Annotated in this window: 22 protein-coding genes; 7 read left to right on the forward strand and 15 right to left on the reverse strand. The window is 71.5% G+C overall.

The window, feature by feature from the left end; genetic code table 11:
• Positions 1-21 precede the first annotated feature (21 nt).
• Positions 22-1458 carry an amino acid permease gene (locus EV186_RS19305; RefSeq protein WP_208115741.1) on the reverse strand — a complete coding sequence of 479 codons (1437 nt, stop codon included), beginning with the start codon at positions 1456-1458 and terminating at the stop codon, positions 22-24.
• A 62-nt stretch (positions 1459-1520) separates the two neighbouring features.
• The gene (locus EV186_RS19310) at positions 1521-2051 is read right to left on the reverse strand and encodes a hypothetical protein (RefSeq protein ID WP_133850713.1); all 531 of its coding nucleotides are present in this window, start codon (positions 2049-2051) and stop codon (positions 1521-1523) included.
• Between the two features lie 432 nt (positions 2052-2483).
• On the opposite strand from EV186_RS19310, the gene EV186_RS40065 reads away from it, so the two are divergent.
• On the forward strand, positions 2484-4064 hold the full coding sequence (locus EV186_RS40065; protein ID WP_243754145.1) for a putative Ig domain-containing protein: 1581 nt from the start codon (positions 2484-2486) through the stop codon (positions 4062-4064).
• A gap of 80 nt (positions 4065-4144) precedes the next feature.
• Here EV186_RS40065 and EV186_RS19320 read toward each other — a convergent pair whose 3' ends face one another.
• The gene (locus EV186_RS19320) at positions 4145-4939 is read right to left on the reverse strand and encodes a universal stress protein (RefSeq protein ID WP_133850715.1); all 795 of its coding nucleotides are present in this window, start codon (positions 4937-4939) and stop codon (positions 4145-4147) included.
• Between the two features lie 231 nt (positions 4940-5170).
• Between EV186_RS19320 and EV186_RS19325 the strand changes: the two genes are divergently transcribed.
• Positions 5171-5680 (forward strand): lytic polysaccharide monooxygenase auxiliary activity family 9 protein, encoded by a 510-nt coding sequence (locus tag EV186_RS19325; protein WP_133850716.1) that lies wholly within the window; start codon positions 5171-5173, stop codon positions 5678-5680.
• A gap of 1 nt (position 5681) precedes the next feature.
• Here the strand turns inward: EV186_RS19325 and EV186_RS19330 are convergent, their stop codons facing one another.
• The 4 genes from EV186_RS19330 to EV186_RS19345 are packed head-to-tail and all read right to left on the reverse strand — an operon-like array spanning position 5682 to position 9885.
• Entirely contained in the window at positions 5682-6194 is a 513-nt protein-coding gene (locus EV186_RS19330; protein ID WP_243754146.1) for a flavin reductase family protein, read from the reverse strand.
• Between the two features lie 9 nt (positions 6195-6203).
• A complete protein-coding gene (locus EV186_RS19335; protein WP_133850717.1) occupies positions 6204-7655 on the reverse strand; it encodes a 4-hydroxyphenylacetate 3-hydroxylase family protein in 1452 nt (483 codons plus the stop codon).
• Positions 7656-7666: 11 nt separating this feature from the next.
• A complete protein-coding gene (locus EV186_RS19340) occupies positions 7667-8317 on the reverse strand; it encodes a GntR family transcriptional regulator (protein ID WP_133850718.1) in 651 nt (216 codons plus the stop codon).
• Between the two features lie 44 nt (positions 8318-8361).
• Positions 8362-9885 carry an FAD-dependent monooxygenase gene (locus EV186_RS19345; RefSeq protein WP_133850719.1) on the reverse strand — a complete coding sequence of 508 codons (1524 nt, stop codon included), beginning with the start codon at positions 9883-9885 and terminating at the stop codon, positions 8362-8364.
• Positions 9886-9980: 95 nt separating this feature from the next.
• On the opposite strand from EV186_RS19345, the gene EV186_RS19350 reads away from it, so the two are divergent.
• A complete protein-coding gene (locus EV186_RS19350; RefSeq protein ID WP_133850720.1) occupies positions 9981-10709 on the forward strand; it encodes a TetR/AcrR family transcriptional regulator C-terminal domain-containing protein in 729 nt (242 codons plus the stop codon).
• Positions 10710-10860: 151 nt separating this feature from the next.
• Here the strand turns inward: EV186_RS19350 and EV186_RS19355 are convergent, their stop codons facing one another.
• On the reverse strand, positions 10861-13461 hold the full coding sequence (locus EV186_RS19355; RefSeq protein WP_243754147.1) for a CHAT domain-containing protein: 2601 nt from the start codon (positions 13459-13461) through the stop codon (positions 10861-10863).
• A gap of 86 nt (positions 13462-13547) precedes the next feature.
• Positions 13548-15209 carry a S8 family peptidase gene (locus EV186_RS19360; RefSeq protein ID WP_133850721.1) on the reverse strand — a complete coding sequence of 554 codons (1662 nt, stop codon included), beginning with the start codon at positions 15207-15209 and terminating at the stop codon, positions 13548-13550.
• 218 nt (positions 15210-15427) lie between these two features.
• Between EV186_RS19360 and EV186_RS19365 the strand changes: the two genes are divergently transcribed.
• Positions 15428-16351 carry a hypothetical protein gene (locus tag EV186_RS19365; RefSeq protein WP_133850722.1) on the forward strand — a complete coding sequence of 308 codons (924 nt, stop codon included), beginning with the start codon at positions 15428-15430 and terminating at the stop codon, positions 16349-16351.
• Here the strand turns inward: EV186_RS19365 and EV186_RS19370 are convergent.
• From EV186_RS19370 to EV186_RS19395, 6 genes are read right to left on the reverse strand one after another with little or no spacing between them, the layout of a single operon-like run.
• Positions 16317-17222: a ribonuclease Z gene (locus EV186_RS19370; protein WP_133850723.1), complete on the reverse strand. Its 906-nt coding sequence runs from the start codon at positions 17220-17222 to the stop codon at positions 16317-16319. The two genes, EV186_RS19365 and EV186_RS19370, sit on opposite strands and share 35 nt — an antisense overlap.
• Positions 17223-17229: 7 nt before the next feature.
• Complete coding sequence (gene mnmA / locus EV186_RS19375; RefSeq protein ID WP_133850724.1) at positions 17230-18318, reverse strand: tRNA 2-thiouridine(34) synthase MnmA; 1089 nt, start codon at positions 18316-18318, stop codon at positions 17230-17232.
• Entirely contained in the window at positions 18318-19559 is a 1242-nt protein-coding gene (locus tag EV186_RS19380; RefSeq protein WP_133850725.1) for a cysteine desulfurase family protein, read from the reverse strand. The genes mnmA and EV186_RS19380 overlap by 1 nt, the downstream gene beginning before the upstream one ends.
• Before the next feature lie 37 nt (positions 19560-19596).
• Complete coding sequence (locus EV186_RS19385) at positions 19597-20940, reverse strand: MFS transporter (RefSeq protein WP_243754148.1); 1344 nt, start codon at positions 20938-20940, stop codon at positions 19597-19599.
• Positions 20941-20987: 47 nt separating this feature from the next.
• Positions 20988-22154, reverse strand: coding sequence for a type VII secretion target (locus EV186_RS19390; RefSeq protein ID WP_133850726.1), 1167 nt, complete (start codon positions 22152-22154; stop codon positions 20988-20990).
• Positions 22155-22176: 22 nt separating this feature from the next.
• Complete coding sequence (locus EV186_RS19395) at positions 22177-22719, reverse strand: YbaB/EbfC family nucleoid-associated protein (RefSeq protein WP_166659234.1); 543 nt, start codon at positions 22717-22719, stop codon at positions 22177-22179.
• A gap of 155 nt (positions 22720-22874) precedes the next feature.
• Here EV186_RS19395 and EV186_RS19400 point away from each other — a divergent pair, with 155 nt between their 5' ends.
• The 3 genes from EV186_RS19400 to EV186_RS19410 are packed head-to-tail and all read left to right on the forward strand — an operon-like array spanning position 22875 to position 25748.
• The gene (locus EV186_RS19400) at positions 22875-23999 is read left to right on the forward strand and encodes an ATP-binding protein (protein WP_133850728.1); all 1125 of its coding nucleotides are present in this window, start codon (positions 22875-22877) and stop codon (positions 23997-23999) included.
• Complete coding sequence (locus EV186_RS19405; RefSeq protein ID WP_133850729.1) at positions 23992-25110, forward strand: hypothetical protein; 1119 nt, start codon at positions 23992-23994, stop codon at positions 25108-25110. Before EV186_RS19400 ends, EV186_RS19405 begins: the two co-directional genes overlap by 8 nt.
• A complete protein-coding gene (locus EV186_RS19410; RefSeq protein WP_208115690.1) occupies positions 25092-25748 on the forward strand; it encodes a DNA-binding response regulator in 657 nt (218 codons plus the stop codon). Before EV186_RS19405 ends, EV186_RS19410 begins: the two co-directional genes overlap by 19 nt.

A 25748-nucleotide genomic window follows, 5' to 3' on the forward strand; every position in this document is an offset into this window, starting at 1 on the left:
CGCGCGCCTGACCCCGTCCGGTCAGGCGCGCGCCGCCTTGGCATGCCTTCGCCCGTAACCGAAGTAGATGGCCAGGCCGGTGAGGAACCACACCAGGAACCGCAGCCAGGTGGCGATCGACAGGTTCAGCATCAGGTAGACGCACGCGAGTGCGGACACGACCGGCAGCACCGGCGACCACGGCACCCGGAACGGCCGAGGCATCTGCGGGCGGGTGCGCCGCAGCACCGGCACCGCGATCGACACCAGCGTGAACGCGAACAACGCGCCGATGCTCACCAGGTCGGCCAGCGCCGTCAGCGGGACGAACCCGCCGATCAGGATGATCATCACCGCCACGACGACCGTCGCGCGCACCGGCGTGCCGAACCGCGGGTGCAGCTCGGACACCGACGGCGGCAGCAACCCGTCGCGTCCCATGGCGAACCCGATCCGGCCGACGGTGACGAGTTCGACCAGGATCACCGACGTCAGCCCGCACACCGCCGCGATGGACACGAGCGTGCCCGCCCAGCTCGCGCCGACCGAGTCGAACGCCGACGACAACGGCGACCCATTGTTGAGGTCGGTGTAGTGCTGCATGCCGGTCAGCACGAAGGACACGCCCACGTACAGCAAGGTCGCGACGACGAGGGTGCCGAGCAGGCCCCACGCCATCTGCTTGGCGGGCTTGCGGACCTCCTCGCTGAGGTTCGCCACGGCCTCGAACCCGGTGTAGGCGAAGAAGACCACGGCCGCGGCGGTGAGGATGCCCGCCACCCCGAACGCCGACGGCGAGCCGAACCACGCCTGCACCACCGGTTGGTCCAGACCGGTCTTCCCGGCCTCGGGCGAGGCCGGTGGCACGAAGGGGGTGAGGTTGGCGCCCCTGATGAAGAACGCGCCGACCACGATGATGAACAGGCAGATGGCGACCTTGACGACGACAAGGGTGTTGGTGACCCGTGCGGACTGCTTGATGCCCACCGACGCGACGACCGCGAGCACCGCGGTGATCAGCATCGCGCCGAGGTTGACCACGGACTCCTCGCCGAACAGGGACGTCGGCAGGTGGAACAGGTTCTGCAGGTAACCCGACCAGCCGCGCGAGACCACCGACGCGCCGAGCACGAACTCCAGGACCAGGTCCCAGCCGATGATCCACGCCACGATCTCGCCGACCGTGGCGTAGGCGTACGTGTACGCGCTGCCCGCGGTCGGCACGGCCGAAGCCAGCTCGGCGTAGCACAACGCGGCGAGCAGGCTGACGATCCCGGCCAGCGCGAACGACAGCACGACGGCCGGCCCGGCGTGGCCCTTGGCCTCGACGCCGGTGAGCGTGAAGATCCCGGTGCCGATCACGATGCCGACACCGAACCCGATGAGGTCGAGCGTGCCGAGCCGCTTGCGCAGCCCGCCCGTGGCCTCGGACGACTCCGTCCGCGACACAATCTCGTCTACCGGCTTGGTCCGGAACATGGTCACCACGCAATGATCAGCGCAGGGCGACGATCACGCACGACGACGGGTTCAGCGACGAGTCACTGGTGCCCGACCCGGGCGTGGAAGATCTCCGGGACCTGTTCGATCATCACCGCGCTGCGGCCGTGCGCGGTCGGGCGGAGCATCCAGACCCGCCCGCGGGCCTCGACGGCGCGTTCGGCGGCCCGGCTCGGCTCCTTCACCCGGAGCTGGAACACACCGAACTCGTGCAGCACCACCATCTTGCGGCCGCGCACGCCGCGCTTGCCCGCCCAGTGCGCGTCGACCGACTCCCACTTGCTCGCCCGCAGCAGCCGCCGCGCGGAGCGCAGCAGGTAGATGCGCCGCAAGCCCTCGGCCACCATGCCCAGCGCCACGGCCACCGTGACGACCATGACCACCCGGCCCCAGCCGACCGGGCGGGCCCCGGCGAGCAGCAGGCCCGCCCACCCCGCGAGGAACAGCACCCCAAGACCCACCAGGATCGTCGCGATCTGGCGGAGGTTGGCCAGCGACGCCTGGGCCCAGACATCGTGCGCGCTCTTCGGCGGCTTCGCCGCTCGAGAGCGCGGTACGACCGGCTCGGCCACGGACACTCCCCCAGGTTGGACGTCAGATGCCTGATTCGTCGCGCCTGCGACCTGTTTCGCTACACGTCGTTCGGCCGCATTGTCGCCGGTGACAACAAGCGGAAAATTCCTTGTCTGATGAACCAAGGCAGGCCACGATCCCGTCCCGACCTGCGGTCTTCGCTCCCCGGTGGACGTGACGCCCGGCACACCGGGAATCCCTTCCAAGAAGTCCAATTCAGACCGGGCGGCCATTTGCCCGCCCCGCCGTCGGCGCAAATACCCGGCCCGCCCCCAGGTACTTAGCAACTACACATGGTGGGTGAAATGGGAATGTTTGCCCACTGACGGCGTCTGTCGCCGGTCAGCCCCTGCGGTTAGCGTCCGGCGGGGCCCACGAACCCGTGGGCACGCATGGATTTTCCTTCAAACCCTGCTGACAGGAGATCCCCCGTGTTCCGAAGAATCGCGATCGGGTTGGCCGGTGCCGCCCTGGCCGCGGGCGCCGTGCTGGCCGCCCCCGCGGCCCAGGCCACACCAGCCGCACCAGCCGCCCCCGCGCTGCAAGCCACGACGTTGGCGAGCACCATCGCGTTGAGCAACTGCTCGGCGTCGCTGGTGCGTTTCCCCAGCTCGTTGTCCACCGACCGGGCCATGATGCTGACCAACGGCCACTGCTACGAGAACGGCTTCCTCAGCAGTGGCGAGGTCCTGACCAACGTCGCGAGCACCCGCTCCGGCACGTTGCTGAGCGCCTCGGGCAGCTCGCTCGGCACCGTGCGGGCGGACCGCGTCCTCTACGCGACCATGACCGGCACGGACGTCACGCTCTACCGGCTCAACACGACGTTCGCGTCCATCCAGAGCTCCTTCGGCGCGACCGCGCTGACCATCTCGAACACCCACCCGGTCGACGGGCACGCGATCGACATCCCGTCGAGCTACTGGAAGCAGATCTGGAACTGCCACATCAACGGCTTCGTGTACAAGTTGCGCGAGGACGAGTGGACGTGGCAGGACTCGGTGCGCTACGACCCGGACTGCGACACCACGCACGGCACCTCCGGCTCGCCGGTGATCGACAGCGCGAGCGGCCAGATCGTCGCCATCAACAACACCGGCAACGACGACGGCCAGCAGTGCACGCTGAACAACCCGTGCGAGGTCGACGCGAACGGCAACATCTCCGTGCACCAGGGCCAGTCCTACGCCGAGGAGACCTACTGGTTCACCACGTGCCTCGACTCGGCCAACGGCATCGACCTGAACAAGGCCGGCTGCCTGCTCACCAAGCCGCCGGGCTCGGGCAACACGGTCACCGTCACCAACCCCGGCAACCAGACCGCGACCGTCGGCACCGCCGTGAGCCTGCAGATGCAGGCGACCGACAGCCAGTCCGGCCAGACGCTGACCTACTCGGCGACCGGTCTGCCGGCCGGCCTGTCGATCAACGCGAGCACCGGCCTGATCAGCGGCACCCCGACCACGGCGCAGTCGACCACGACCACGGTCACCGCCCGCGACACCACCGGCGCGACGGGAACGACCTCCTTCGGCTGGACGGTCAACCCGACCGGCGGCGGCAACTGCAGCGGCCAGAAGCTGGTCAACCCCGGCTTCGAGTCGACCGGTGGCTGGACCGCGTCCTCGGGCGTCATCTCCACGGCGACCTCCGGTGAACCCGCCCACAGCGGCACCAAGATCGCCTGGCTGGACGGCTACGGCACCACGCACACCGACACCCTGTCCCAGTCGGTGGCCGTTCCGGCGGGCTGCCGCGCGACCCTGACGTTCTACCTGCACATCGACACGTCGGAGACCGGCAGCACCGTGTACGACAAGCTCACGGTGACGGCGAACGGCACCTCGGTCGCCAGCTACTCCAACGTGAACAAGGCGAGCGGCTACGTGCTGCGGACCCTGGACCTGTCGTCGTACGCGGGCCAGACCGTGGCGCTGAAGTTCACCGGCACCGAGGACTCCTCGCTGCAGACGTCCTTCGTGATCGATGACACCGCACTGACCCTCAGCTAGCCCTCCAGCTGGCCCGAGCCGGAAGCCCTGCGTCGCTTTTCCTTGCGGCGCAGGGCTTCCCCGTCTTTCATGCGGGTGGTTCAGGCGCGGGCGACGACCACCGGACACGGGGCGTGGTGCAGCCCGGCCAGGGTCACCTGCCCGGGCCGCCCGTCCCAGCACTCCCCGGGTCCCAGCACCAGCAAATCGGAATCCCGGCACTGCGCCATGGCTTCGTGGGCGTACCCGGAATGCAGCTGGGCCTTGGCGACGATGGCCGGCGACAACGATCGCAACGTGCGGAAAGCCTCGGCGAGCACGCGCGTCCCGTGGTCCCGGTCGACCGGCCGGGAAGTGGGCACGGCGTGCAACAACGTCAACCGGGAAGACGTGAGCCCGGCGAGCAGACAAGCCCACCGCAACAACGGCTTCGGATCCCCGTCCCCGATCCCGACGGTGATCACCCCGTGCCGGGCGGTCTCGACGCCGCCGACCACGATCGCCGCGGTCGGCGTCCGGCACACCATGGCCGCCGCGAGCGACCCCAACCCCAGTGACGCACTGGTGCGGCGTCCATGAGCCCCCAGGACAAGCAGGCTCCGCGACGTCATACCTGAAACAAGCTCATCACCCGGCCGGGCCCCCGTCCGGCAGACGTGAGCGCGGTGCGTAGCCGACGGCTCCACACCTTCCGAGTGGTAGACGTGCAATTCACAACTCGCGCGCTCGGCGAGGTCGGTACCGATGCGCAACGCGCGCTCCGCGCACATCGAACCGTCGGTGGCGACGAGGACCGTGTCGAGCGCGGTGGACTGTGCGGGCTCGGATGAACGGCGCGCCCCGGGCAGCGTGATTGCCGTCGCGGGACGGAGCTGGCCGGTCAGCGTGTTGGGCATTGGTTACCTCGGATGGCGACCAGGACGGACCCCTGCGCGGAGCACTCTCGTCCATTTCGGCGCGACGCGCTAGACCTTTCCACGATCGGGCCACCTGCCATCACCGTCCGAGGTCGATCCTTGACGCAGCGGATACACCGCACTATGGTCTAGACCACAACCTTTTGTCCGGGTCTCCGGGGAAGCGCCCGCTCCGGGGCCGGATTCCGCGCGCTCGACAAAGGAGTTGAGATGAAACGCAAGCTGCTCGCCGCGCTCGCGGGCGCCACCCTGGTGCCCGGCCTGATGCTCGCGGCGCCCGGACTCGCCAGCGCCCACGGCTACATCTCCGGCCCGCCCAGCCGGCAGGCCCAGTGCGCGCAGGGCCTGCTCGACTGCGGTGACATCAAGTACGAGCCGCAAAGCGTCGAAGGGCCCAAGGGCCTGCAGAGTTGCAGCGGTGGCAACAGCCGCTTCGCCGAACTCGACGACGATTCCAAGCCCTGGCGGGCGACGCCGACCGGGAACTCGGTGACGTTCACCTGGACGTTCACCGCCCCGCACCGCACGTCGACGTTCGACTACTACGTCGGCGGCACGTTGCTCAAGAGCGTCAACCTCGGCGGAGCCCAGCCACAGCAAGGGTTGCAGCACACCGTCGACCTGGGCGGCCGGACCGGTCGCGTGAAGGTGCTGGCGGTGTGGAACGTCTACGACACCGCCAACGCGTTCTACTCCTGCGTGGACCTGCAGGTCGGCTGATTCAGAAGAACCAATGCACGGGTTCCGCGCCGTGCTGGACGACATCGCTGAACCGCCCGCCGTAGAAGCCGAGCGGGTCGCCCTCGCGGGCACAGACGTCCAGCACGGCGCCGAGCACGATCACGTGGTCGCCCGCCTCGACGACCCGGTCGACGTCGCATTCCAGGTGCGCCAAGGCATTCGGGACGACGGGGACGGCGTGCTCGCCGTATTCCAGCTCCAGGCCCGCGAAGTGGTCGCCGCCCCGTTCGGCGAAGCGCAGCGCCACGGCCTGCTGCCGCTTGGACAGGACGTTGACCACGAATCGGCCCGCGGCCACCACCGCCTCGGCGCTGCGCGCGCCGTGGTCGAGGCAGACCAGCAGCAACGGCGGGTCGAGGGAGACCGAGGTCAGCGAGTTGACCGTCATGCCGTGCGGGGCGTCGTCGGCGAACGTGGTGATGACGGCGACGCCGGTGGCGAACCGGCCCATGGTCTGACGCATCGTGGCGGGATCGACGCGCTGTCGGGTCACCGCCACAACCTACCCCTTGGCCGGAACCCCGTAGGAGGCAAGGAAATCCTCGACGGTCCGGACCGGCGTCGCGTAGTCGAAGTTGCCGAACGCGTAGCCCTTCACCACGAACGGCGCGCCCGAGTAGAACATCTCGTACTGCTGGTGGCGGCCCGCGAACTCGCTGCCGACCGCGTCCCAGGCCAGCTTGAGCAACTTGACCCGGTCGACCGACGCCACACCGGGACTGCTGGCGTAGTGCGCCATGTCGCCGGCCGTGTCCGGGTTCACCAGCTCGGCCGCGCTGGAGGGCACCTGCAGCACGCCGCCGCCGACGAGGTCGCGCAGGATGCCGGTCACCCGTGAGTGCACCTCCGCGTGCAACCCCATGGCGCCGTAGAGCGACTGGCGGCCGGGCCGGCACAGGCCCTGCTCGTCGACCGTCGCGGTGTGCTCGGCGGCGAGCACGCCCGACTCGACGACGCCGACCAGGCTGGCCAGCTCGCCGAGCTTCTCCACCACGCCGGGGAACTTGTCGACGCCGTTGACCGCGGCCACCTTGCGGGCGATGCCGGCCAGGAACCGCAGCTTGGTGGCGAAGCGGATCTGCGCCTGCCAGTTGCCCAGCAGGTGCGCGCCGGTCTCGAAGAGCTGCTTGTGCAGCCCGGCCACGTCCTTGAAGACGAACACGTTCTCCCACGGGATGAACACGTCGTCGAACACCACCAACGCGTCGGTCTCGTCGTATCGGGTGGTGAGCGGGTAGTCGAACGCGCTCGTCGCGCCGGGCGCATAGGGGCGGCGGCAGTACAGGGTGACACCGTCGGTGCCGACCGGCACGGTGAAGGACACGGCGAAGTCCACGTCCTCGGCCGGCAGCGGTTTGATGCAGGACACGAGGATCTCGTCGGCGATCGCACCGCCGGTGGCGAGCATCTGCGCGCCGCGCACGACGATGCCATCCTCGCGTTCCTCCTTCACCCCGACCTGGACGAACTCGCCCTCCCAGGCGTGCGCGGTCGCGGCCCGGGAGACCTGCGGCGGGATGATCGCGTAGGAGACGAACAGATCGTCTTCGACGACGCGCCGGTGGAAGGCGACGACGTTCTTGGCCAGGCCGCGCTCCTCGGCGAAGGCCTCCGGGTGCGCGGCGAACGCGGCGACGAACGCGCCCGCGTGGTCGGGCGAGCGCCCGACCCAGCCGTGCGTGTGGTCGGCCCAGACCTGCGCGGCGTCGCGCCACGCCCGCAGTTCACCGGGATCGCGCGGCGGGAGGAAGAGCCGGTTCACCGGGCGGCCGAGGTCGTGGTCGTGCACCTGCATGCCGGCCGCCGGATCGGCGGCGAGGTCGAACAGCTCGCCGATGGTGCGGACGATCGGCGCGAACGCCGGGTGGCGCGCCACGTCCGGCACCGGCGTCCTGTCGACGACCACCCGGCGCCCGTCCTCCAGCGCGGCCAGGTAGTCGGTGCTGGTGCGCATGCGGGAACTCCTCACCTCAACCGGTTCAGGGTGTGCAGTGTGCTGGCCAGGTGCTCGCGCAACGCGACCGCCGCCGTCTCGGGGTCGCCGGTGCGCAAGGCCGCCACAATCGTCTCGTGCTCGTCGAGGACCACGGCGGGCCGGCCCGGCTCGGCGGCCAGCGCGGTCAGGCCCATCCGCACCTGCCGTTCCCGCAGCGACTCGTAGAACCCGGTCAGCACCGGGTTTCCGGCCCGCACGACGATCGCGCGGTGGAAGGCCCGGTCGGCCTCGATGAACCCGGCCGGGTCGTCCACCAGCGCGGCCTGCTCGCCCAGCAGCCGCTCGAGCTGTGGCACCAGCGTTTCGGCGACGGCGGCGGACCGGCGCACGCACCAGTCCTCCAGCAGTTGCCGCGCCTGCATCGCCGCGTCGACCTCGGCGTCCGAGATCGCCGGGACGAAGATGCCCCGCTTGGGGATGATCTGCACGAAGCCCTCGGTTTCCAGGCGCAGCAAGGCTTCGCGCACCGGCGTGCGGGACGTGTTGGCGGCGGCGGCGATCTCCGACTCGGACAGGAATACGCTGTCCGTGCGGGGCAGGCCGCAGATGTGGCGCTTGAGCCAGTCGTAGGCCACTTCCTGGGCCGACGCCCGCGGTCCCGCCGCTTGCACGCCGCTCATAGACCGAATGTATGCAAGCTCCTCCGGAGCGGTCAATCCTCCGTTCAGGAAGTGGCGAGGGCCGGGGCGGCCGACACCTCGGCCAACGCCGAGCCCAACGCCGCTCGCCGATCGGCCGGCGCGTCCACCGCACGCCACGCGATGTACCCGTCCGGGCGCACCAGGCTCGCACCGCCGGGGTTCAGACCGAAGGCGGCACGCACCTCGTCGGCCTTGCCGGTCTCGTTGCCGATCACCCGGCAATCGACCCCGTCGACCAGGCCGTCCCACGCCGGGTCGTCGGTGACCAGCACCCAGCCGCGCTGGAACAGGTCCAGTGTGGACACCTCTGGCGCCAGCCAGACGTGCGGCGCGCGGGTGCCGGGCTGGCCCAGCCACTGGTCGGGACGGCGGGCCGGCGGCAACTCCGGGCCCGCACCGAGCACCGCGCTCGAGCGGTAGAGGTGGCCGTACTCCATGGCCGCGTCGTCGATGGTCTCCACGTCGGTCGCGGCGCCCTGCGTGCGCAGGAAGATCTGGTCGTGGCGCAGCTTCGCCACCGGCCGGCGCTCGGCGTCGTAGGTGGCCAGCAGGCTCGGTGCGGACGCACCGGTGAGCACCGCGGCCAGCTTCCACGCCAGGTTGTGCGCGTCCTCGATGCCGGTGTTCGCGCCGAACCCGCCGCGGCTGGGCGGCAGGGTGTGCGCGGCGTCCCCGGCCAGGAACACCCGGCCGTCGGCGAACCGCTCGGCCACGCCCGCGGTCAACTGCCAGCGGCCCTCGGTGATGATCTCGACGTCCACATCGGACCGGCCGAGCGCACGGAAGATCATGGCGCGCAAGGTGTCCTCGTCGGAGTCGACCTCGTTGCGGTGGAAGAACGCCCACCGCCCGTCGCCGTAGCTCATCACCGCACCACCGAAGTCACCCTGGTCGATCATGAACTGGACGTACCCGCGCTCGAGGTACTCCTCGAGCGGCGCGCGGAACAGCACGCTGCGCGACTCCCCGAGGAAACCCTTGCCCACCCGCTCGATGCCCAGCGCCTCGCGCACCGGGCTGCGGTGCCCGTCCGCGGCGACGAGGTAGCTCGCCCGCACCTGGTACTCGACGCCCTCGTCGTCGCGCATCGTCGCGGTGACGCCGTCGTCGTCCTGCTCGAACCCCAGCATCCGCGTGCTCATCCGCACGTCCGCGCCCAGCTCCCGCGCCTTGTCGCGCAGCAGCGGCTCGAACCGGTCCTGCGCGAGACCGCCGTTGCGGGTCGGCGTGTAGTCGAACAGCGGCGTCGCCTTGCCCGGCGCCGACCACGGCTGCTCCTCGAACCACTGCCCGGCAAGGCTTTCCACCCGGATCCGGCGCACGCCCTTCCCGTCGCCCTTGTACTCGGGCAGCGATCCGCTCAGGCCGACCGCCCGCATCAACTCCATCGTGCGGGGCGTGAACCCGACCGCCCGCGGGTGCGGCGAACTGCCCGGGTGCCGCTCGACCACGATCACCGGCACGTCGCGCCAGGCCAGGAACAACGCCGTCGACAGGCCCGTGAGCCCGCCACCGACGACCAGGACCGAGGTGGTGTCCGTCCGCATACGTCGTCTCCTTCAATACAGTGTCTCTATCGATACACCGTATCAGGCGAGGCTATGTATTGTCTGGGCCGTCACGGGAGCCCAAGGAGCAACACATGCCGCAGCGCGACGAGCCGGTGCCGATCTGGGACCGCCCCGAACCGCCGGACAAGCCCGCGCTCACCCCGCTGAGCAGGGCGAAGATCGTGCGGACGGCCATCGCGCTGGCCGACGCCGAGGACCTGTCGGCGGTCTCCCTGCGCAAGGTCGCCGCGGCGCTCGACGCGGGGCCCATGCGCCTCTACGGCTACCTGTCGACCAAGGAGGAGCTGTTCGACCTGATGCTCGACGCGGTGTACGGGGAGATCCTGGCCGAGGCGCCGCCGTCCGGTGACTGGCAGGCGGTGCTGCGCGAGTGGGCCCTGCGGATGCGTGCGGCTGTACTGCGGCACGAGTGGGTCGTCGACCTGCTCGGCGGCCGCCCGCAGCTCGGACCCAACGTGCTGGCGCACCTGGAGTCCCTCTTGTCCGCTGTGGACGGTTCGCCGGGCTTCGGCCACATCGACGACGCCATGCGCGCCCTGCACGCCATCAACTCGTACGTGGTCGGTGCGTTGCGCGCCGAGATCACCAATGCACGCGCCGAACGCCGCGCCGGCCAGGACGAACAGCAGTGGCAGAACGCGAATGCGCCGTACCTCATGCGCATGCTCAAAACCGGCAAGTTCCCGACCTTGGGCAAGGTGGTCGCCGACGCCACCCACCCGGGACCGTCGGTCCGGTTCAGCGAGGGCCTGGGCATCGTGCTCGCCGGCATCGAGGCGCAACTGGCGGAACAAACCTGATTGGACCCGCCGGTCCCCGGGTACATCAATCCTATGTGGTTGGCACTGGCATTTCCGTTGCTGCTCATGGCTCTCGTGCTGGGCGTCGGCAAGCTGGACTCTGCCGTGACGCCCGTCCGACGTGACGAGGAATCGAGAACCTGAGCCGAATTCAGGCAGCGCCCATGCAGATGAACGGCCTGCGCAAGGGATCCACCGCGATCGCGGTGGCCAGCGCGGAGGCCGGTGAGGTCCCCGCGGCCACCAGTTCGTGGTAGCGCACCATGGCGGCGGCCGCGGCCGCATCGCCGACCCGGCTCACCGCGGCCACCACCGTGCGCACCCCACCGGCCAGCAACGCCCCCGCGAACCCCAGCGCCTCGTCGCCGGGCCGCACGTGGTTGAGCGCCAGCTCGCACGCCGCGAGCACGACCTGCCCGGGTGGTCGCTGCAGCTGCGACAACTCGTGGGCGAACATCGGTCCGTCGGCCAACTGCAGCCGTGAGAACAACGCGTTGGACGGTTCGTGCTCGCCGTGCGCGGCGAGGTGCGCGATCCGCGCGCCGTCCATGGCCGCCAGCACCGCCGCGGAGGTCGCGCCGGTCCCGGCCAGCCGGATCGCGTCCGGGTACACCCCGCTGAGTTCGTTCCCCTCGGCGATCTGCGGGCTCAGCGAGGGACCGGTGACCAGCAACGGCGGCCGGTCCGGTTCGCTGGCCAGGGCCGCGGTCAGCCAAGCGGTCGCGGACGGCGCCACCACGACCGGCGTGCCCCGCAACGACTCCAGCACACCCCACGGCACCGCATAGAGCGGCCCGGTCGGCACGACGACCAGCTCCCGCCCGCCCACGAGAGTCCACAACGCGGCGAACTGCCGGTCGATGGCCGCCGCGCTGCGCGCCGCCGACCCCGCGACCACTTCGACGATCGGCGCGGGCAACCCGTCCGGTGCCAGCGCATCGAGGTCGGCGTGCAACCGACGGGCCGCCTCGATGGCCGTGGCCGCGGAGCCGAGCCGCACCAGCCGGGTCCGCCGGCCCGCGACGGCCACGGCGACCAGCTCGTCCCCGCTGACGGCGAAGCTGATCAGCGCCCGGTCGCCGAGCGTGTCGGCGACCTCGTCCAGCTTCGCCACCGGCCGCGGCTTGCCCCAGCTCGAGGCGTACCAACCCTGCCGGACCGCGTCGCGCTCCAGCACCGCGACCTGCGCGGACTGCTTGCGCGCAGTCCGCCCGGCCAGGCGCTCCAGCTGCACGGCCCGGCGCAGCTGCCGGATCTCGCCGATCCGCTCGGCGATCCGCTCGTCGGTGGAGTGCGGCACCGGCTCGTACCGGTAGACCTGGGCCCGCGTGCGTTCCAGCCAGCCGAAGAGCCGCCGCGCGTCGGCCCGGCCCGTGAGCACCAGGCGGATCGCCAGCTCGCCGAGCTGCAGGCCGTGGATGGCCGTGCCGCACACCATTTCCAGCCCGCCCATGCGGTCGCGGGCCTTGCCCAGTTCGGTCAGCCCGGCCCGCGCCTCGGACAACGCCCGGCGCCGGTCCCCGTCGGCGATGGCCAGTTCCGCGCGGCACAGCCGCAGCAGCATCCGGTGGTCAACCGGCGCCGTGGCCCGCGGGCTGCGCACCTGGTCGAGCAGGTTGCGGGCCGCGGCCAGCTGGCCGCGGCGCAGTTCCAAGCGAGCCGCGAGCATCAGCGCGAGCGAGGTCTCGTCCTCCAGCAGCATCCCCCGCAACGTCTCGGCCAGCTTCATGGCGTGCACCGGCAGCGCGGCGGGCACCTTGCCCGAGTCGAGCACGGCCGCCGTGTCGGCCCGCAACGCCGCCAGCTCCGCGATCGCCGCCCACCGGGTGTTGCCCCGCCGCTCGAAGCGCCGCTTCGCCGCCCGCGCCAGCCGCCGCGCCGTGCGCACCTCGCCCAACAGCAGGCCGGCCGCGGCCCGCGCGAGCTCGGTCTCACCGACGTCCTGGACGACCTGTTGCGCTCGAAGCGCCGGCAGCGCCTCGTCGAGCACATTGGCCGCGTCCACCGCGAGCCCGGCCGCCAGCAACGCACGCCCCTGATCCATCTGCACGATCGGCGCCAGGCCCGGTGCGAGCTCCCGATAGCTGCTGTCGGCCTGCGCGAAGTACCGCAGCGCCTCGACCATGTCGCCCACCATGTAAGCGATGTAGCCCAGGTTCTGCTTGGCCTTGGCGGCGACTTGCGGCTCGCCGTAGCGCTCGCACACCTGGATGCAGCGGTGGCACTCGCTGGCCGCGGCCTTCGGCGAACCGAGGCCGATGTAGATCACGCTCCGGTTGAGGTACAGCCCCGCGAGTGTGTTCGCGTCGCCCACGCCTTCGGCGAGCCCGCGCTCCAGCAGCACCGCCGCCTTGTCCGACAGTTCGAGCGACTCCTCGAGGCGGCTCGCCCGGTGCAGCAGCAGAGAGCGTTGCTGCAGTACAAGCCCTTCGAGCTCGGCCCGTTGCGCGCCGGGCGCCAGTAGCAGCACTTGGGCGTGTGCCTGGTCGAGCCACCGCAGACCGTTGTCGAGCCCGCCACTTTCCGCCTCGATGTAGCCGCGCGTGGCCAGTGCCTTCACCTTGGCGTGCAGCACGTCTTCCGACTGCGCGTCGGGCATCTGGTCCAGCAGCGCCAGCGAGCGGTTCAACTGGGCGCGGGCCTGGTCGAACCGGTAGTGGTAGACCGATGCCTGAGCGCGCCGGTGCAGCTCGATCGCGCGATCCAGCATGCCCCGGCGTGCCGCCACTCGCTCGCCGGACCGCAGCGCCATGGGCTCAACAGTATGGCACGGGCCCTTGTGGCGGATCAGCGTCCGCCACAAGGGTTCGCCATGTCATCGAGCCGGGTCGAACCCGCTCACATCCAGCCGCGGGCCGCCAGCTCCGTGTCCGTCGCGGCGATCGCCTGATCCGCGCGGGTCAGCTTGTCCGGCAGGCTCGTCGCGTCGGGCAACTGCCCGAACGACGCGGCCACCAAGCCCGCTGCGATCGGAGCCGCGAACGAGGTGCCCGCCCACACGGCGAACCCGGTCGTGAGGTCGTCGTTGTCGGGGGCGCTGCGCATCCGCGGTCCGGCACCGGCGTGGTCGCCGATCATCAGCGCGCCCATGGCTGACCCCTGCCAGAGCGGGACGGTGCTCACGACGGAGTTGCCGGGCGCCCACCGACAGACCCAGCCGCCGTCGTTGCTGAACGCCGCCGTGGTCCCGCCGGACGCGTTCAGCGCACCGATGGCCAGGACGTGCGGGTTGCAGCCATCGGGGTGGGCCGGGTCGAGGCCGAGTGCCGCAGGCAGGAACGGGCGGGTGGTCGCGTCGTTGCCCGCTGCGGCCACCACGACCACGCCGAGGTCGGTGAGCCTGCGGATCGCGTCGGAGAGCAGCAGGCGATCGGCGGCATCGCCCTGTTCCGGGTAGTAGCCCAGCGACAGCGTCACCACATCCACGATCTGGTCCGGCTCGTTGTCATCGATCGCTGCCTGCACCCGCTGCCGAAGCCATTCCAGCGCCAACAGGATCGAGCCTTCTGCGGCAATGCCGTCGGTGTGCAGCACGCGCAGCGACAGAACCCGGGCATCCGGGCAGGTTTGGTGGACCAGGCCGGTGATGAACGTGCCGTGGCCCGCATGGGAGTCGGTGAGCCCGAGCAAGGGCTGGACCAGGTCCCGCTCCTCGTACGGCGAGGTCAACGGATCGATGGTGTCGCCGGTCGCGGCGGCCAGCGAGGATTCGTGGTCGGCGAGCAGGATCTGGAAGTCGTCCGAAACCTCGACGACCGGATCGGATGCCGGGTTTCCGACGGTCAGCCATGGGTGCACGCCGATGCCGGTGTCGAGTGTGGCCACCACCGGGCGGCGACCGGCGGGCAGCGAAGCGGCCGGGCACCGGGCGGGCTTCGGGGCGACCACCAGCACGGGATTCCGGCTGCCGGTGTAGAGCGGCAAGCCATCGCTGTCCGGCCCCTGGCCGTGGCTCACAGGTTGGCCGTGGCTCACGGGTGCGCCCTCGACCTCGGTCGACGCGGCGATGGCCAGGTGCTCGAGTCCGATGTTCTGCACTTCCTCGTCCTTCGGGAATGCGCGGCGGAGCACGACGAGGACCGCCCACGGGTCGGGGGCGTGATCGGACACTGAGTCCGCACGCGTGGTGATGAGCACGGCGATCGGCATGTCGGGGTGGAAGTTCTTCAGCGCCTCCCGCCAGGCGGGGGTGTCCGGGAGGACCACCACCAGCTCGGCGCCGAGCGGCTCGAGGGCCTTGTTGTACCGGGCGATCGTTTCCTTCGACTGCGCCTGGCGCAGCGGCACCAGCAGCGTGTCGGACCGGTAGATCGTCGACTCCGGGCGCTTGGTGCCCAGGATGTGGACCGCCGTGCTCGGATCCAGCAGCCGGGCCCGGTAGCGGTTCAGCACCTCGTCCGGGATGCGCACCAGCTCGGGCAGGCGAACCTGCTCCACTTGCCTTTCCTGACCGGGTAGGCGTGCCGCGTGCCGGGCTCCGCCTTCGTTGTCCGTCGTCATCCATCCGCCCCTTCGCAGGCTCGCTCGGGCATGCGTCCGCTACTACAAGAACATCCGACGCACCCCCAGATACGTCGAATGGGTGAGTTCGTTCGTAACGTCTCGTCACCGATACGTCGAGAGGCGCAAGTCCCGGGGCCGGATACCGGGGGACGCGTACCCGGACTGGCGGTGTGCGGCGGACGACATGGGCCATCCGGGGCGACACGCTATGACGCATGGTGACCTCACGCGTTCAACCGCTCGCCGACTCGCTTCGCCGGGCGTGGAGTGGCGGCCTGCGCATCGAGCGGGCCGCGGTGGTCGTGGCGGCGGTGTTGTTCACCAGCGGCCTGGTGCACCTGGGCGTGCTGGTGGTCTCCGGCGGGACGTGGCTCGGGCCGTTGTCCATGCGCAAGGCGGTGACGTTCGGCCTGTCCTTCGGGCTCACGCTGGCCAGCGTGGTGTGGGCGACCACGTTCCTGCGGATGGGACCGCGGGCGCGCCGGGTGCTGATCACGGCGTTCACCATCGCCTGCGTCGTCGAGGTGGCGCTGGTGACGACGCAGGCGTGGCGGCACGTGCCGTCGCACTTCAACTTCGAGACCGGGTTCGACACCGCCGTGTCGACCACGCTCGCCATTGGCGGCGGCGTGATCGTGGCGACCGCGATCGGCTGGACGATCGCCGCGTTCCGGACGGTCGCGCAGGCGCCGCCGAGCGTGCGGCTGGCCGTCCGGTTCGGTTTCGTCGCGCTGCTGATCGCGCTGGGCGTCGGCGCGGCCATGATCGCCACCGGCAGCGTGGCGGCCCGCGGCGGCTCGCCCGAGGTCGCCTACACCACCGCGGGCGCGTTGAAGCCGGCGCACGCCGTGGCGATGCACGCGATCCTCGTGGTTCCCGGGATGGCGTGGCTGCTGACGTTCACGCCGTGGACCGAGCGGACCCGCACCCGGATCGTGGCGAGCGCGGTGGTGGCCTACCTGGCGCTGATCGTGGTCGTGGTCCTCGAGTCGGTGACGCACGTGTCGCCTTTGGACCCGCCGCTGGCCGCCGCCGTCGTGTCGGCGCTCGCGCTGGGCGGGGTGCTGGTGACCGGTGGGCTCGCGTTGCTGGGGGTCGCGCGAGTTACGGGCGGCGCTTCGGCACCGGGATCCGCATGAGGTCGTCGGCCACGACGATGGAGCCGCCGAAGTGTTCGGCGGCTTCGTCGTGGTGGCCGGTGAAGTCCTGGTAGCGCTGGGAGAAATGCGTCAGCACCAGCGTGCGGACGCCCGACTCGGCGGCCACCTTGCCCGCCTGCCCCGCCGTCAGGTGCCCGTAGTCGTGGGCGAGCTTGTGGTCCGCGTCGCGGAAGGTCGCCTCGATCACCAGCAGGTCCGCGCCTTCGGCGACCCGGTACACGCCGTCGCAGAGCCGGGTGTCCATGACGAATCCGAACCGCTGCCCCGGTCGCGGCACGCTCACGTCCTCGACCCGCACCGATCCCAGCGACCCTTCACGCACCAGACGCGACACGTCCGGACCCGCGATCCCGTGCCGCGCAAGCAGTTCCGGCACCATCGTGTGCCCGTCCGGCTCGACCAGCCGGTAGCCGACCGAGTCGATCACGTGGTCCAGCCGGTACGCCTCGAGCACGCCGGACGGTCCTTCGGCCAGTGGCCCGTCGCCGGTCACCGGGTGCGGGACGAGTTCGGCGGTCTCGTGGAAGGAGGAGGCGTGCCGCAGGCGTTCGAAGTACCGCGCGCCCGACGCCGGGAAGTGCGCGGCCACCGGGTGGGCCACGCCGTCGATCGACAACCGCTGGATCACGCCGGGCAGACCGAGGCAGTGGTCGCCGTGGAAGTGGCTGACGCAGATCCGTGTCAGCGGCGACACCGACACCCCGGCGAAGAGCATCTGCCGCTGCGTGCCCTCACCCGGGTCGAACAGGATGGTCTCGCGGTCCCAGCGCAACAGGTACGCGTTGTGGGAGCGGGTTCGCGTGGGGACCATGCTCGCCGTCCCGAGGACGACGAGTTCGCGCACGGACACCCCCGGCTCAGCCGGTCTCGGTGATGCGCGCGCTGCCGAGCACGATGTCGCCACCGGGGTCGGGCGCGTAGAGCACGATCGTCTGACCGGGCGCGACGCCACGCAGTTCGCCGTCGACGGTGACGTGCATGCGATCGCCCTGCACCCGCGCGGTGACCGGCGCGGTGCCGCCGTGCGCACGCACCTGCGCCACGCAGTCGACCTCGCCGTCGATCGGCCGGCCCGAGGGCCAGCGCACCCGCTGCCCGACGATCTCCCGCACCGCCAGCTCTTCGCGGGCCCCGACCTTGACCGTGCCGGACACCGGTTCCAGCGAGAGCACGTACCGCGGGCGCCCGTCCGGTGCGGGCGCGTCGATGCCGAGCCCGTGGCGCTGGCCGACGGTGAACCCGTGCACGCCGGTGTGCCTGCCCAGCACCGCACCGGTCTTGTCGTCGACGAGGGTGCCGGGCCGGTTGCCGATCTTCTTGCCCAGGAACGCCTGCGTGTCGCCGTCGGGGATGAAGCAGATGTCGTGGCTGTCGGGCTTGTCGGCGACCATGAGGCCGCGCTCGGCGGCCTCCGCGCGTACGTCGGACTTGACCGAGTCGCCGAGGGGGAACATCGCGTTGCGCAACTGGTCCGAGGTCAGCGAGGCGAGCACATAGGACTGGTCCTTGCCCAAGTCCGCGCTGCGCCGCAGTTCCGGCGCACCGTCCACATGCGACAGCCGGGCGTAGTGGCCGGTGGACACGGCGTCGAAGCCGAGCGCGGTCGCCTTGTCCAGCAACGCCTCGAACTTGATCTTCTCGTTGCACGTCATGCACGGGTTGGGCGTGCGGCCCGCGGCGTACTCGGCGACGAAGTCCTCGATCACGTCCGCGCCGAAGCGCTCGGCGAAATCCCAGACGTAGAACGGGATCCCGAGGATGTCGGCGACCCGGCGGGCGTCGCGCGCGTCCTCGACCGTGCAGCAGCCACGCGCGCCAGTGCGCAGCGTGCCCGGCTTGGCGGACAACGCCAGGTGCACGCCGACCACGTCGTGGCCGGCGGACACGGCGCGGGCGGCGGCCACCGCCGAGTCCACGCCACCACTCATCGCGGCGAGCACGCGCATCAGCGGACTCCTGATTCCTGAGTGGCCGCCTTGCGGCGCAGCCCCGCGATCCCGGCGGAGCGCGCGCGCTCGACGACCGGGCCGATGGCCGCTTCCAGCGCGGCGACGTCCTCGGACGTGGACGTGTGGCCGAGGGAGAACCGCAGCGACCCGCGGGCCGCGGCCGCCTCGACGCCCATGGCCAGCAGCACGTGGCTCGGCTGGGCCACACCTGCTGTGCACGCGGATCCCGTCGAGCACTCGATGCCTTGCGCGTCCAGGAGCATCAGCAAGCTGTCGCCTTCGCAGCCGGGAAAGGTGAAGTGGGCGTTGCCGGGCAGCCGGGACGGGCCGTCGGCCACCGCGGACTGGCCCGGGTCGCCGTTGAGCACCGCGTCGGGCACCTTGCGCAGCACGGCGGCGACCAGCTCGTCGCGCAGCGCGGCGAGTTCCTCGGCGCGGACCGCGCGCTCGGCGGTGACCTGCTCGACGGCCGTGGCGAACGCGTGGACCGCCGGTACGTCGAGGGTGCCGGACCGCACGTCGCGCTCCTGGCCGCCGCCGTGCAGCAACGGCACGCACGCCACGTCGCGGCCCAGCAGCAGGGCACCCGCGCCGTAGGGGCCGCCGAGCTTGTGGCCGGTCAGGGTGAGCGCGCTCGCGCCGCTCGCGGCGAAGTCGACCGGCAGTTCTCCGACCGCCTGCACGGCGTCGGTGTGGAACGGGATGCCGTGCTCGGTGCACACGCCGGCGAGCTCGCCGACCGGGTTGACCGTGCCGACCTCGTTGTTGGCCCACATGACGCTGACCAGCGCGACGTCGTCGGGGTTGGTGGCGATGGCGGCGCGCAGCGTGTCCTCGTGCACGCGGCCGAAGTCGTCGACCTCGAGCCAGGTCAGCTCGGCGCCGGCCTCGTCGGCGAGCCATTGCGCGGCGTCGAGCACGGCGTGGTGCTCAATGGCCGAGACCAGGACCCTGCGCTTTCGGTCGTCACCGTTGCGACGGGCCCAGTAGATCCCCTTGAGGGCCAGGTTGTCGCTTTCGGTGCCGCCTGCGGTGAAGATGACCTCCGACGGCCGGGCCCCGAGTGACTCCGCGATCAGCTCGCGGGCCTCCTCGACGATCCGCCGCGCCTTGCGCCCGGAGGAGTGCAGCGAGGACGCGTTGCCCAGGGCGCTGCCGTGCAGCGCCATGGCCTCGGTCATCGCCGAGATCGCCGATGGCAGCATCGGCGTGGTCGCGGCGTGGTCGAGGTAGGTCATCGCGTGCCCCAGCGTAGCTCGCAGGGAACACGGCGGATCAGCCCATCCGGCGGCTCACCGCGATCCCGGTCAGGGCGAGGGCGCCCATCGCGAGGTCCAGCGGCACCACGGCGGCGCTCGGGTGCGCGGCCGAGGCGAGGGCGCCGAGCAGCACGCCACCGATGCCGACGGTCAGGGCCGAGGCCATCATGTCCGCCACCTGCAGCGCCGACGACGCGAACCCGCGCTGGTCCTCGGCGGCGTGGTGCATGGTCAGCACGGTCAGGCTCGGGATCGCCAGGCCCATGCCCGCGCCCCCGACCAGCCACAACACGGCGGCGAGCCAGCCGGTCGGCCAGTGCGGGCCGATCACCGCGGTCGCGGCGAGCGAGAGGGCGAGCGTGGCGAACCCGGTGCGCACCAGCGTGACGCGTGGCACGTCGGGGTGGCGGCCCTGCCACGCCGACGCCGCCGACCAGCCGAGCGCGCCGACCGTGAGCGGCAACCCGGCCAGCGCCGGCGAGTAGCCGTGGACGTTGGCCAAGGTCAGCGGCAGGTAGGCCTCGACGGCGAAGAACGAGCCCGCGAAGATCCCGCGCGCCAGCACCACGGCGGGCAGGCCGCGCCTGGCCAGCAGCGTTCCCTTGGGCAGCAACACACGCAGGGCGGGCACGAGCAGCGCGAGGCCGACGATGCCCAACCATAGGATGGCGTGCTGGGCCGCCCACGTCAGCGCCGAGATGCCAACCCCGGCGGCCACCGCGCCGGCCGGCACGCCGCGCCGCCTGGTCGCGTTGCGTTGCACTGAGGGCAACGTGCGGACGGTCGGCACGAGCAGCAGGACGCCGAGCAACGCGAGCGGCGTCAGGGCGAGGAACACCCACCGCCAGCCCCAGTGCTCGGTGATCAGGCCGGCTGCCGTCGGCCCGATCACCGACGGCACCACCCAAGCGGCGGCGAGCAGCCCGAACGCCGCCGGCCGGTCGCGTTCGGTGTGGATGAGCGCGACCAGCACGTAGATGGCCACGATCTGGGCGCCGAGCCCGAGCCCCTGCAACGCCCGCCCGGTGAGCAACTGCGCCATCCCGGTCGCCGTCCCGGCGACGATCAGCCCGGCCAGGAAGAGCCCCGGTCCGACGAGCAACGCGGGTCCGGGCCCGAACCGGTCGCACGCCCGGCCGGAGAGCACCGTCGCCATCACGCTCGCCGCGAGGAACGCGGTGAACGGCCACGAGTAGAGCGCCTCACCGTGCAGGTCGGCCAGCATCCGCGGGGTCGCCGTGCTCACGCCGAGGTGCTCGAAGGCCGCGATCGTGATCAGGACCAGCATCCCGGTGGTGGCGGCGCGGTTGCGCCTGTTCCACAACGGGGACGCGGTGCGAGCCGCCTGCGCGATAGCCACACCGCAGATACTGCAACCTCGACCTGGGTCGAGGTCCAGTCGCGGCCTCAGATCCCGTCGAGCATCGGGATGATTTTCGTCACCGCCTTGTAGGCATCGATGAGCCTCGGGAAGATCGCCGCGGTCTCGCCGGTCAACGTGGCCAGGAGCTTCACGACCGTCTTGCCCTCCTGGACGAGTTCGGCCAGCCGGGCAATCTCGGTCGGGGGCGCGTAGCCGAAGAACCGCTTGGCCAGGGCGTCGGCTCCGAGGGCGGCCGCCTGCCCGATCAGGTCGCGCACGGCGGCGCGGACCATGTCGACCAGTTCGCCGGTCATCCCGACCACGATGCTCAGCGTGTGCGCGAGCGTGCCGGAGGCCAGGAAGGCGCTCACGATGTTCTTCGCGGCGTGCTCGCGGTAGCCGTGCCCGGCCGCGCCGTCCCAGTGCCCGGTGCCGTTGCGGACGGCCTGGGCATAGGCCTTGCCGAGCCGGACCAGTTCGTCCCCGATCGTCTTCCACGTCTGGGCCGCGGCCGCCACCGCCTTCGGGTTGCCGGTCACCAGGTCGAGCATGAGCTTCAGCGGCTTGATGTGCTCCATCAGCCAACCCGCCGCCCAGCCGGCGAGGGTGCCGACCGGGTCGGCGGCGATGCCGACCCCATCCAGGCCGAGCGCGGCGATCTGACCGGCGATGAGGCCGTAGTTCTTCTTGGACTTCTCGCCGATCTCCTGCGATGCCGCCCAGACGTCGTCGACGACGCCACCGCCGGTGGCCCAGTCCTCTTTGGTCAGACCGGTGAACGCGTACCAGTCGCCCTTGCCGCCGTCGCGGGTCGGGTCGTAGTCCTTGAGGTCGAACTTGGTGCCGTCGGCGATCACCCAGTTCTTGTCGCTGGACGGCAGCGCGGCGCCGAGCCGGTGCAGCTCCTGCGCGTGCGTCGTGTCCGTCTTGTCGTAGAGCTCGACAGCCTTGATCAGCTCGTTCGAGACCGATTCGAGCGCCGACGAGATCTTCTTGGCACCGTCCTCGGCCTGCTCGCGCAACGGGTGCAGGGCCAGCGCGAACGGCTGGCACAACTCCCCGTAGGCCATGTCCAGGTAGTCCGGGCTCGCCGCCTTCGCCGCGCCCACGACCCGGTCCATCGGGTGCTGCAGGCCCAGCACGGATCGGGCGTGTGCGTAGAGCTCCTGCGTGTCGACCGACAGGTCGATCGCGGGATCCTTCGGTGTCATCGTCTGTTCCCCCTTGGTGCGCCTAGGACAGGACGGACCGGCCGCTCCAGTCGTCGGGATCGTCGTCGACCGGCCCGGGCCGCAGCGGACGGCGGCGTTGCTGCGGGCGCGGGTCGTGGTCCTCGATGTCGCCGATGGCCAGGTATTGCGGCCCGGCGTCCTTTGTGGACACAGTCGGGACCTGCGGCGGCGGGAACGCCTTGTGCGCGTCGGCGACCAGTTCGTCGGTCAGCGGGTCGCCGGGGGCAGCCGCACGCAGGATCCCCTCCATCCGGCGTGCGACGCCCGCCTGCGCGGCCTGCACACACGCCTGGAACGTGGCCGCGACCTGGTGCGGCGGCATGGTGCGGACCAGCTCGGAGCACGTCACGTCGAGCACGGCACCCGAGGCGCGCACAGTCACCGACACGGCGCCGTCCGGAGAGCGGTGGGTCACCGTCACCTCGTCGATCCGGTGCCGCGCCTCGGTGAACGCCTCGGCGCGCCGGATCGCCGTCTCGACCACGTCGTCCAGCTGCCGCTCCGCGTCCGCCGCCGCGGTCACCATGCCGTTCATGCCGTTCATGCCCGCTGCTCCCCCGCGTCCGTTTCCGGTGCCGGTTGCGACGGTAGGGACGGCGACCCGCATCGCGTGACGGTCGATCAACCCACAGGACCGTATGGTCCACACCACGTCGGCCATTACCCTGGAACGCCGCGGCCGGAGCGTGGGGATGGGGTATGGCGGGTTCTGGTGGGGCCACCGAAGCGGAACTGCGTGGCCTGAGCCTGCGGTACGTGGTCCTGCTGCGCACCGCGACGCTGGTGATCGTCGGCGCGGCGGCCCTCGTGCAGGCGGGCGCGGACCGGTTCCCGTTGGTGCTGGGCGTCGTGGCGGGACTGTGCGGCTGGAGCGTGGTGTTCGTCCGGCACGTGCCCGGCCACCGGCTCGTGGCGGCCGATTCCGTAGTGGTCGTGGCCCTGTGCCTGGCCCAGCGCTGGCTCGTGCGCCCGGATGCCTTGCCCGACATCACCAACTGGGTGCTCGCCGTGGTGATGGTCACGGCGATCGGGCACCAGTGGTTCACCACGACGGCCGGTGGTGTGGCGGTCACGGCGGCGCTCGTCGGCGCGTACCTGACCGGTGGTTTCCTTGCGGCGCCGGCGATCCTGACCAGCTGCGCCTCGATCGGCGCGGTGGTGGCCGGCGGTGCGGGGCTTTCGCGGTTGCTGCGGTTGCACCTCACCGCCTCGGCCCGGCGGGCCGATCACGCCCTCGCGGCCAGCGAGCGGGCCGGCCGGGACGCCGCCATCGCGGCCGCCCGGCGCGCGGACGAACGCGAACACCTCGCCGTGCTGCACGACACGGCGGCCGCCACCCTGCTCGCCGTCGGCACCGGGATGGTCGAGGGCACCGAGCCGTGGGTGGCCGAGCAGGCCGCACGCGACCTCGAAGCCCTTGCCACGCAACCGGTTCTCCCCGAGGGCACGGTGGACCTCACGCGGTTGCTCGGCGAGGTGGCGCGGCAGGCACCGGTGGCGGTGCACTTGCGCGTGCCCGACCACCTGCACGTGCCGGCGGCCGCGGCCGCGGCGATCGGTGCCGCGGCACGGGAAGCGCTGACCAACGTGGCCCGGCACGCCGGGGTCGAAACGGCGGAACTGGTTGCGGCACAGGAGGATTCGATGGTCGTCGTCGAGGTGGTCGACCACGGCCGCGGGTTCGTCCGGGACGAGGTGCCCGCGCAACGCCGAGGGCTCGCGGAGTCCGTCGAACGGCGCATGCGCCGGGCCGGTGGGCGCGCCGTCGTGACCAGCCGGCCCGGCGAGGGCACCGTGGTCCGCCTGGAGTGGCCGCGTGCGTGACGTGGGCCGGGACCTGGTGGTCGACACCCTGGTGCGGCCGTTGCGGCTGGTCGTCCTGGCCATCTCGACGGTGTTGCTGGTCGGCTTCGCGCTGCTGCTCCCGTTGGCCGAGCCTGCTCCCGAGGACTGGATCACGCGCCAGGCGATCGCGTTCGCGCTGCTTGCCGTGGTCGACGTCGTGGCCGCGGTCGCCGTGCTGCGGGACCGGACCATCGGCCGGGTGCGGTGGGTTCTCGCCGCGGCGGTGTTCACCGCCGCCGCGCTGACGACCGCCGGCGTCCCCGGTCCGCAGCTCATGACCAAGGCCAGCTGGAGCTACGTGACGCTCGGCTGGTTCCTGCTCCTGGTGTTGATCGAGCACAGCACCCGCGCCGCTGCCGTCCTGCTCGGCGCCTTCACCGCGGCCACGTTCGTCCAGCTGGTCGTGGTCGGGCAGGGCGCACGAGTCGCCGATCTCGTCGTCGTGTCCACGCTCGCGCTCGGCTACGAGATGTCCGTGCTGGCGGTCGCGACCGCGTCGCGGCGGATCGCGACCACGGCCGTCGACGCCGCCGCGCGGGAGGAGCAGGCGCGGACCGCGGACGCGATCGCCGAGCACCTGCACGCCGACCGCCGCCGCCGCTACGCCGAACTGGCGGACTCCACGGTGCCGCTGCTGCGCGCCCTGACCGACGGCACCGCCGACCTGCGCGACCCGCGGGCTCGGGCCGAGTACGCGGTCGCGGCGGCGCGGCTGCGCCGGCTGTTCGCCGAGCACGACGAGGTCGTCGACCCGCTGCTGCACGAGCTCCGCGCGTGCCTGGACCTGGCCGAGCGCAAGGGCGTGGACGTCTACCTCGGCGCCTGCGGGAGCCACCCGGAGCCGCCGCTGGCGGTGCGCCGCGCGTTGACCGAACCGGTAGTGCGCGTGATGGCGGGCGCCCGCACATCGGCCCGCGTGACCGTGCTGGGCTCGCCCACCGGCGTCACCGTGAGCGTCGTCACGGATGTCGCCGACGGCGTGGCCGCCGAGCCGGAACCCGCGGCGCGCACGGACGTCGGAGTCCTTGTGACGAGTCTGGTCGACGGGCAGGAGGTCTGGGTGGAGGCCACGTGGCAAGCGCCGAGCTGACGAAGGTGGTCGTGATCGACGACCACCCGGCGATCGTCGCGGGCATCGAGGCCTGGTGCGCCGCCGCCGATCCGCCGATCGAGGTCGTCGACTCCGGGCAGACGCCCGCGGGGGCGTGGACCGAACCGGGACTCTCCGCCGACGTGGTGGTGTTCGACCTGCAGCTGACCGAGCAGGTCCCGGCCTACGGGGAGGTGCGGCGCCTGGTCGACTCGGGCCGGCAGGTGATCGTCTACTCGATGCGCGAGGACCGCGACACGATCCTCACCTGCCTGGACCTCGGCGTGTTCGCCCACGTCGCCAAGACCGAGGGACCGCGGCACCTGGTGCACGCGATCCACGCGGCCAGCCGCAACCTGCCGTACACGCCACCAACCATGGCGCGCGCGATGAGCACCGACGCCCGGCGCGACCGGCCGAAGCTGACCGCGCGGGAGACCGACGTGCTGGTGAACTGGTTCGCGTGCGAGTCCAAGGAGATGGTGGCCCGCAAGCTCGGCCTGTCGGTCCGGACGGTGAGCAGCTACATCGACCGGGTCCGCATCAGGTACGCCAACGCCGGGCGCCCGGCCTCGACCAAGGCCGCCCTGGTCGCTCGCGCGATCCAGGACGGCCTTGTCCGCCTCGAGGAACTGTGA

The organism is Labedaea rhizosphaerae (genome assembly GCF_004362825.1).
GTDB lineage: Bacteria > Actinomycetota > Actinomycetes > Mycobacteriales > Pseudonocardiaceae > Labedaea > Labedaea rhizosphaerae.

Coding starts and splice junctions, on each gene's coding strand:
- EV186_RS19305 (WP_208115741.1), bottom strand. CDS start 1,458: ATGTTCCGGACCAAGCCGGTAGACGAGATTGTGTCGCGGACGGAGTCG.
- EV186_RS19320 (WP_133850715.1), bottom strand. CDS start 4,939: ATGCCCAACACGCTGACCGGCCAGCTCCGTCCCGCGACGGCAATCACG.
- EV186_RS19325 (WP_133850716.1), top strand. CDS start 5,171: ATGAAACGCAAGCTGCTCGCCGCGCTCGCGGGCGCCACCCTGGTGCCC.
- EV186_RS19335 (WP_133850717.1), bottom strand. CDS start 7,655: ATGCGCACCAGCACCGACTACCTGGCCGCGCTGGAGGACGGGCGCCGG.
- EV186_RS19340 (WP_133850718.1), bottom strand. CDS start 8,317: ATGAGCGGCGTGCAAGCGGCGGGACCGCGGGCGTCGGCCCAGGAAGTG.
- EV186_RS19345 (WP_133850719.1), bottom strand. CDS start 9,885: ATGCGGACGGACACCACCTCGGTCCTGGTCGTCGGTGGCGGGCTCACG.
- EV186_RS19350 (WP_133850720.1), top strand. CDS start 9,981: ATGCCGCAGCGCGACGAGCCGGTGCCGATCTGGGACCGCCCCGAACCG.
- EV186_RS19355 (WP_243754147.1), bottom strand. CDS start 13,461: ATGGCGCTGCGGTCCGGCGAGCGAGTGGCGGCACGCCGGGGCATGCTG.
- EV186_RS19360 (WP_133850721.1), bottom strand. CDS start 15,209: ATGACGACGGACAACGAAGGCGGAGCCCGGCACGCGGCACGCCTACCC.
- EV186_RS19365 (WP_133850722.1), top strand. CDS start 15,428: ATGGTGACCTCACGCGTTCAACCGCTCGCCGACTCGCTTCGCCGGGCG.
- mnmA (WP_133850724.1), bottom strand. CDS start 18,318: ATGCGCGTGCTCGCCGCGATGAGTGGTGGCGTGGACTCGGCGGTGGCC.
- EV186_RS19380 (WP_133850725.1), bottom strand. CDS start 19,559: ATGACCTACCTCGACCACGCCGCGACCACGCCGATGCTGCCATCGGCG.
- EV186_RS19390 (WP_133850726.1), bottom strand. CDS start 22,154: ATGACACCGAAGGATCCCGCGATCGACCTGTCGGTCGACACGCAGGAG.
- EV186_RS19395 (WP_166659234.1), bottom strand. CDS start 22,719: ATGAACGGCATGAACGGCATGGTGACCGCGGCGGCGGACGCGGAGCGG.
- EV186_RS19400 (WP_133850728.1), top strand. CDS start 22,875: ATGGCGGGTTCTGGTGGGGCCACCGAAGCGGAACTGCGTGGCCTGAGC.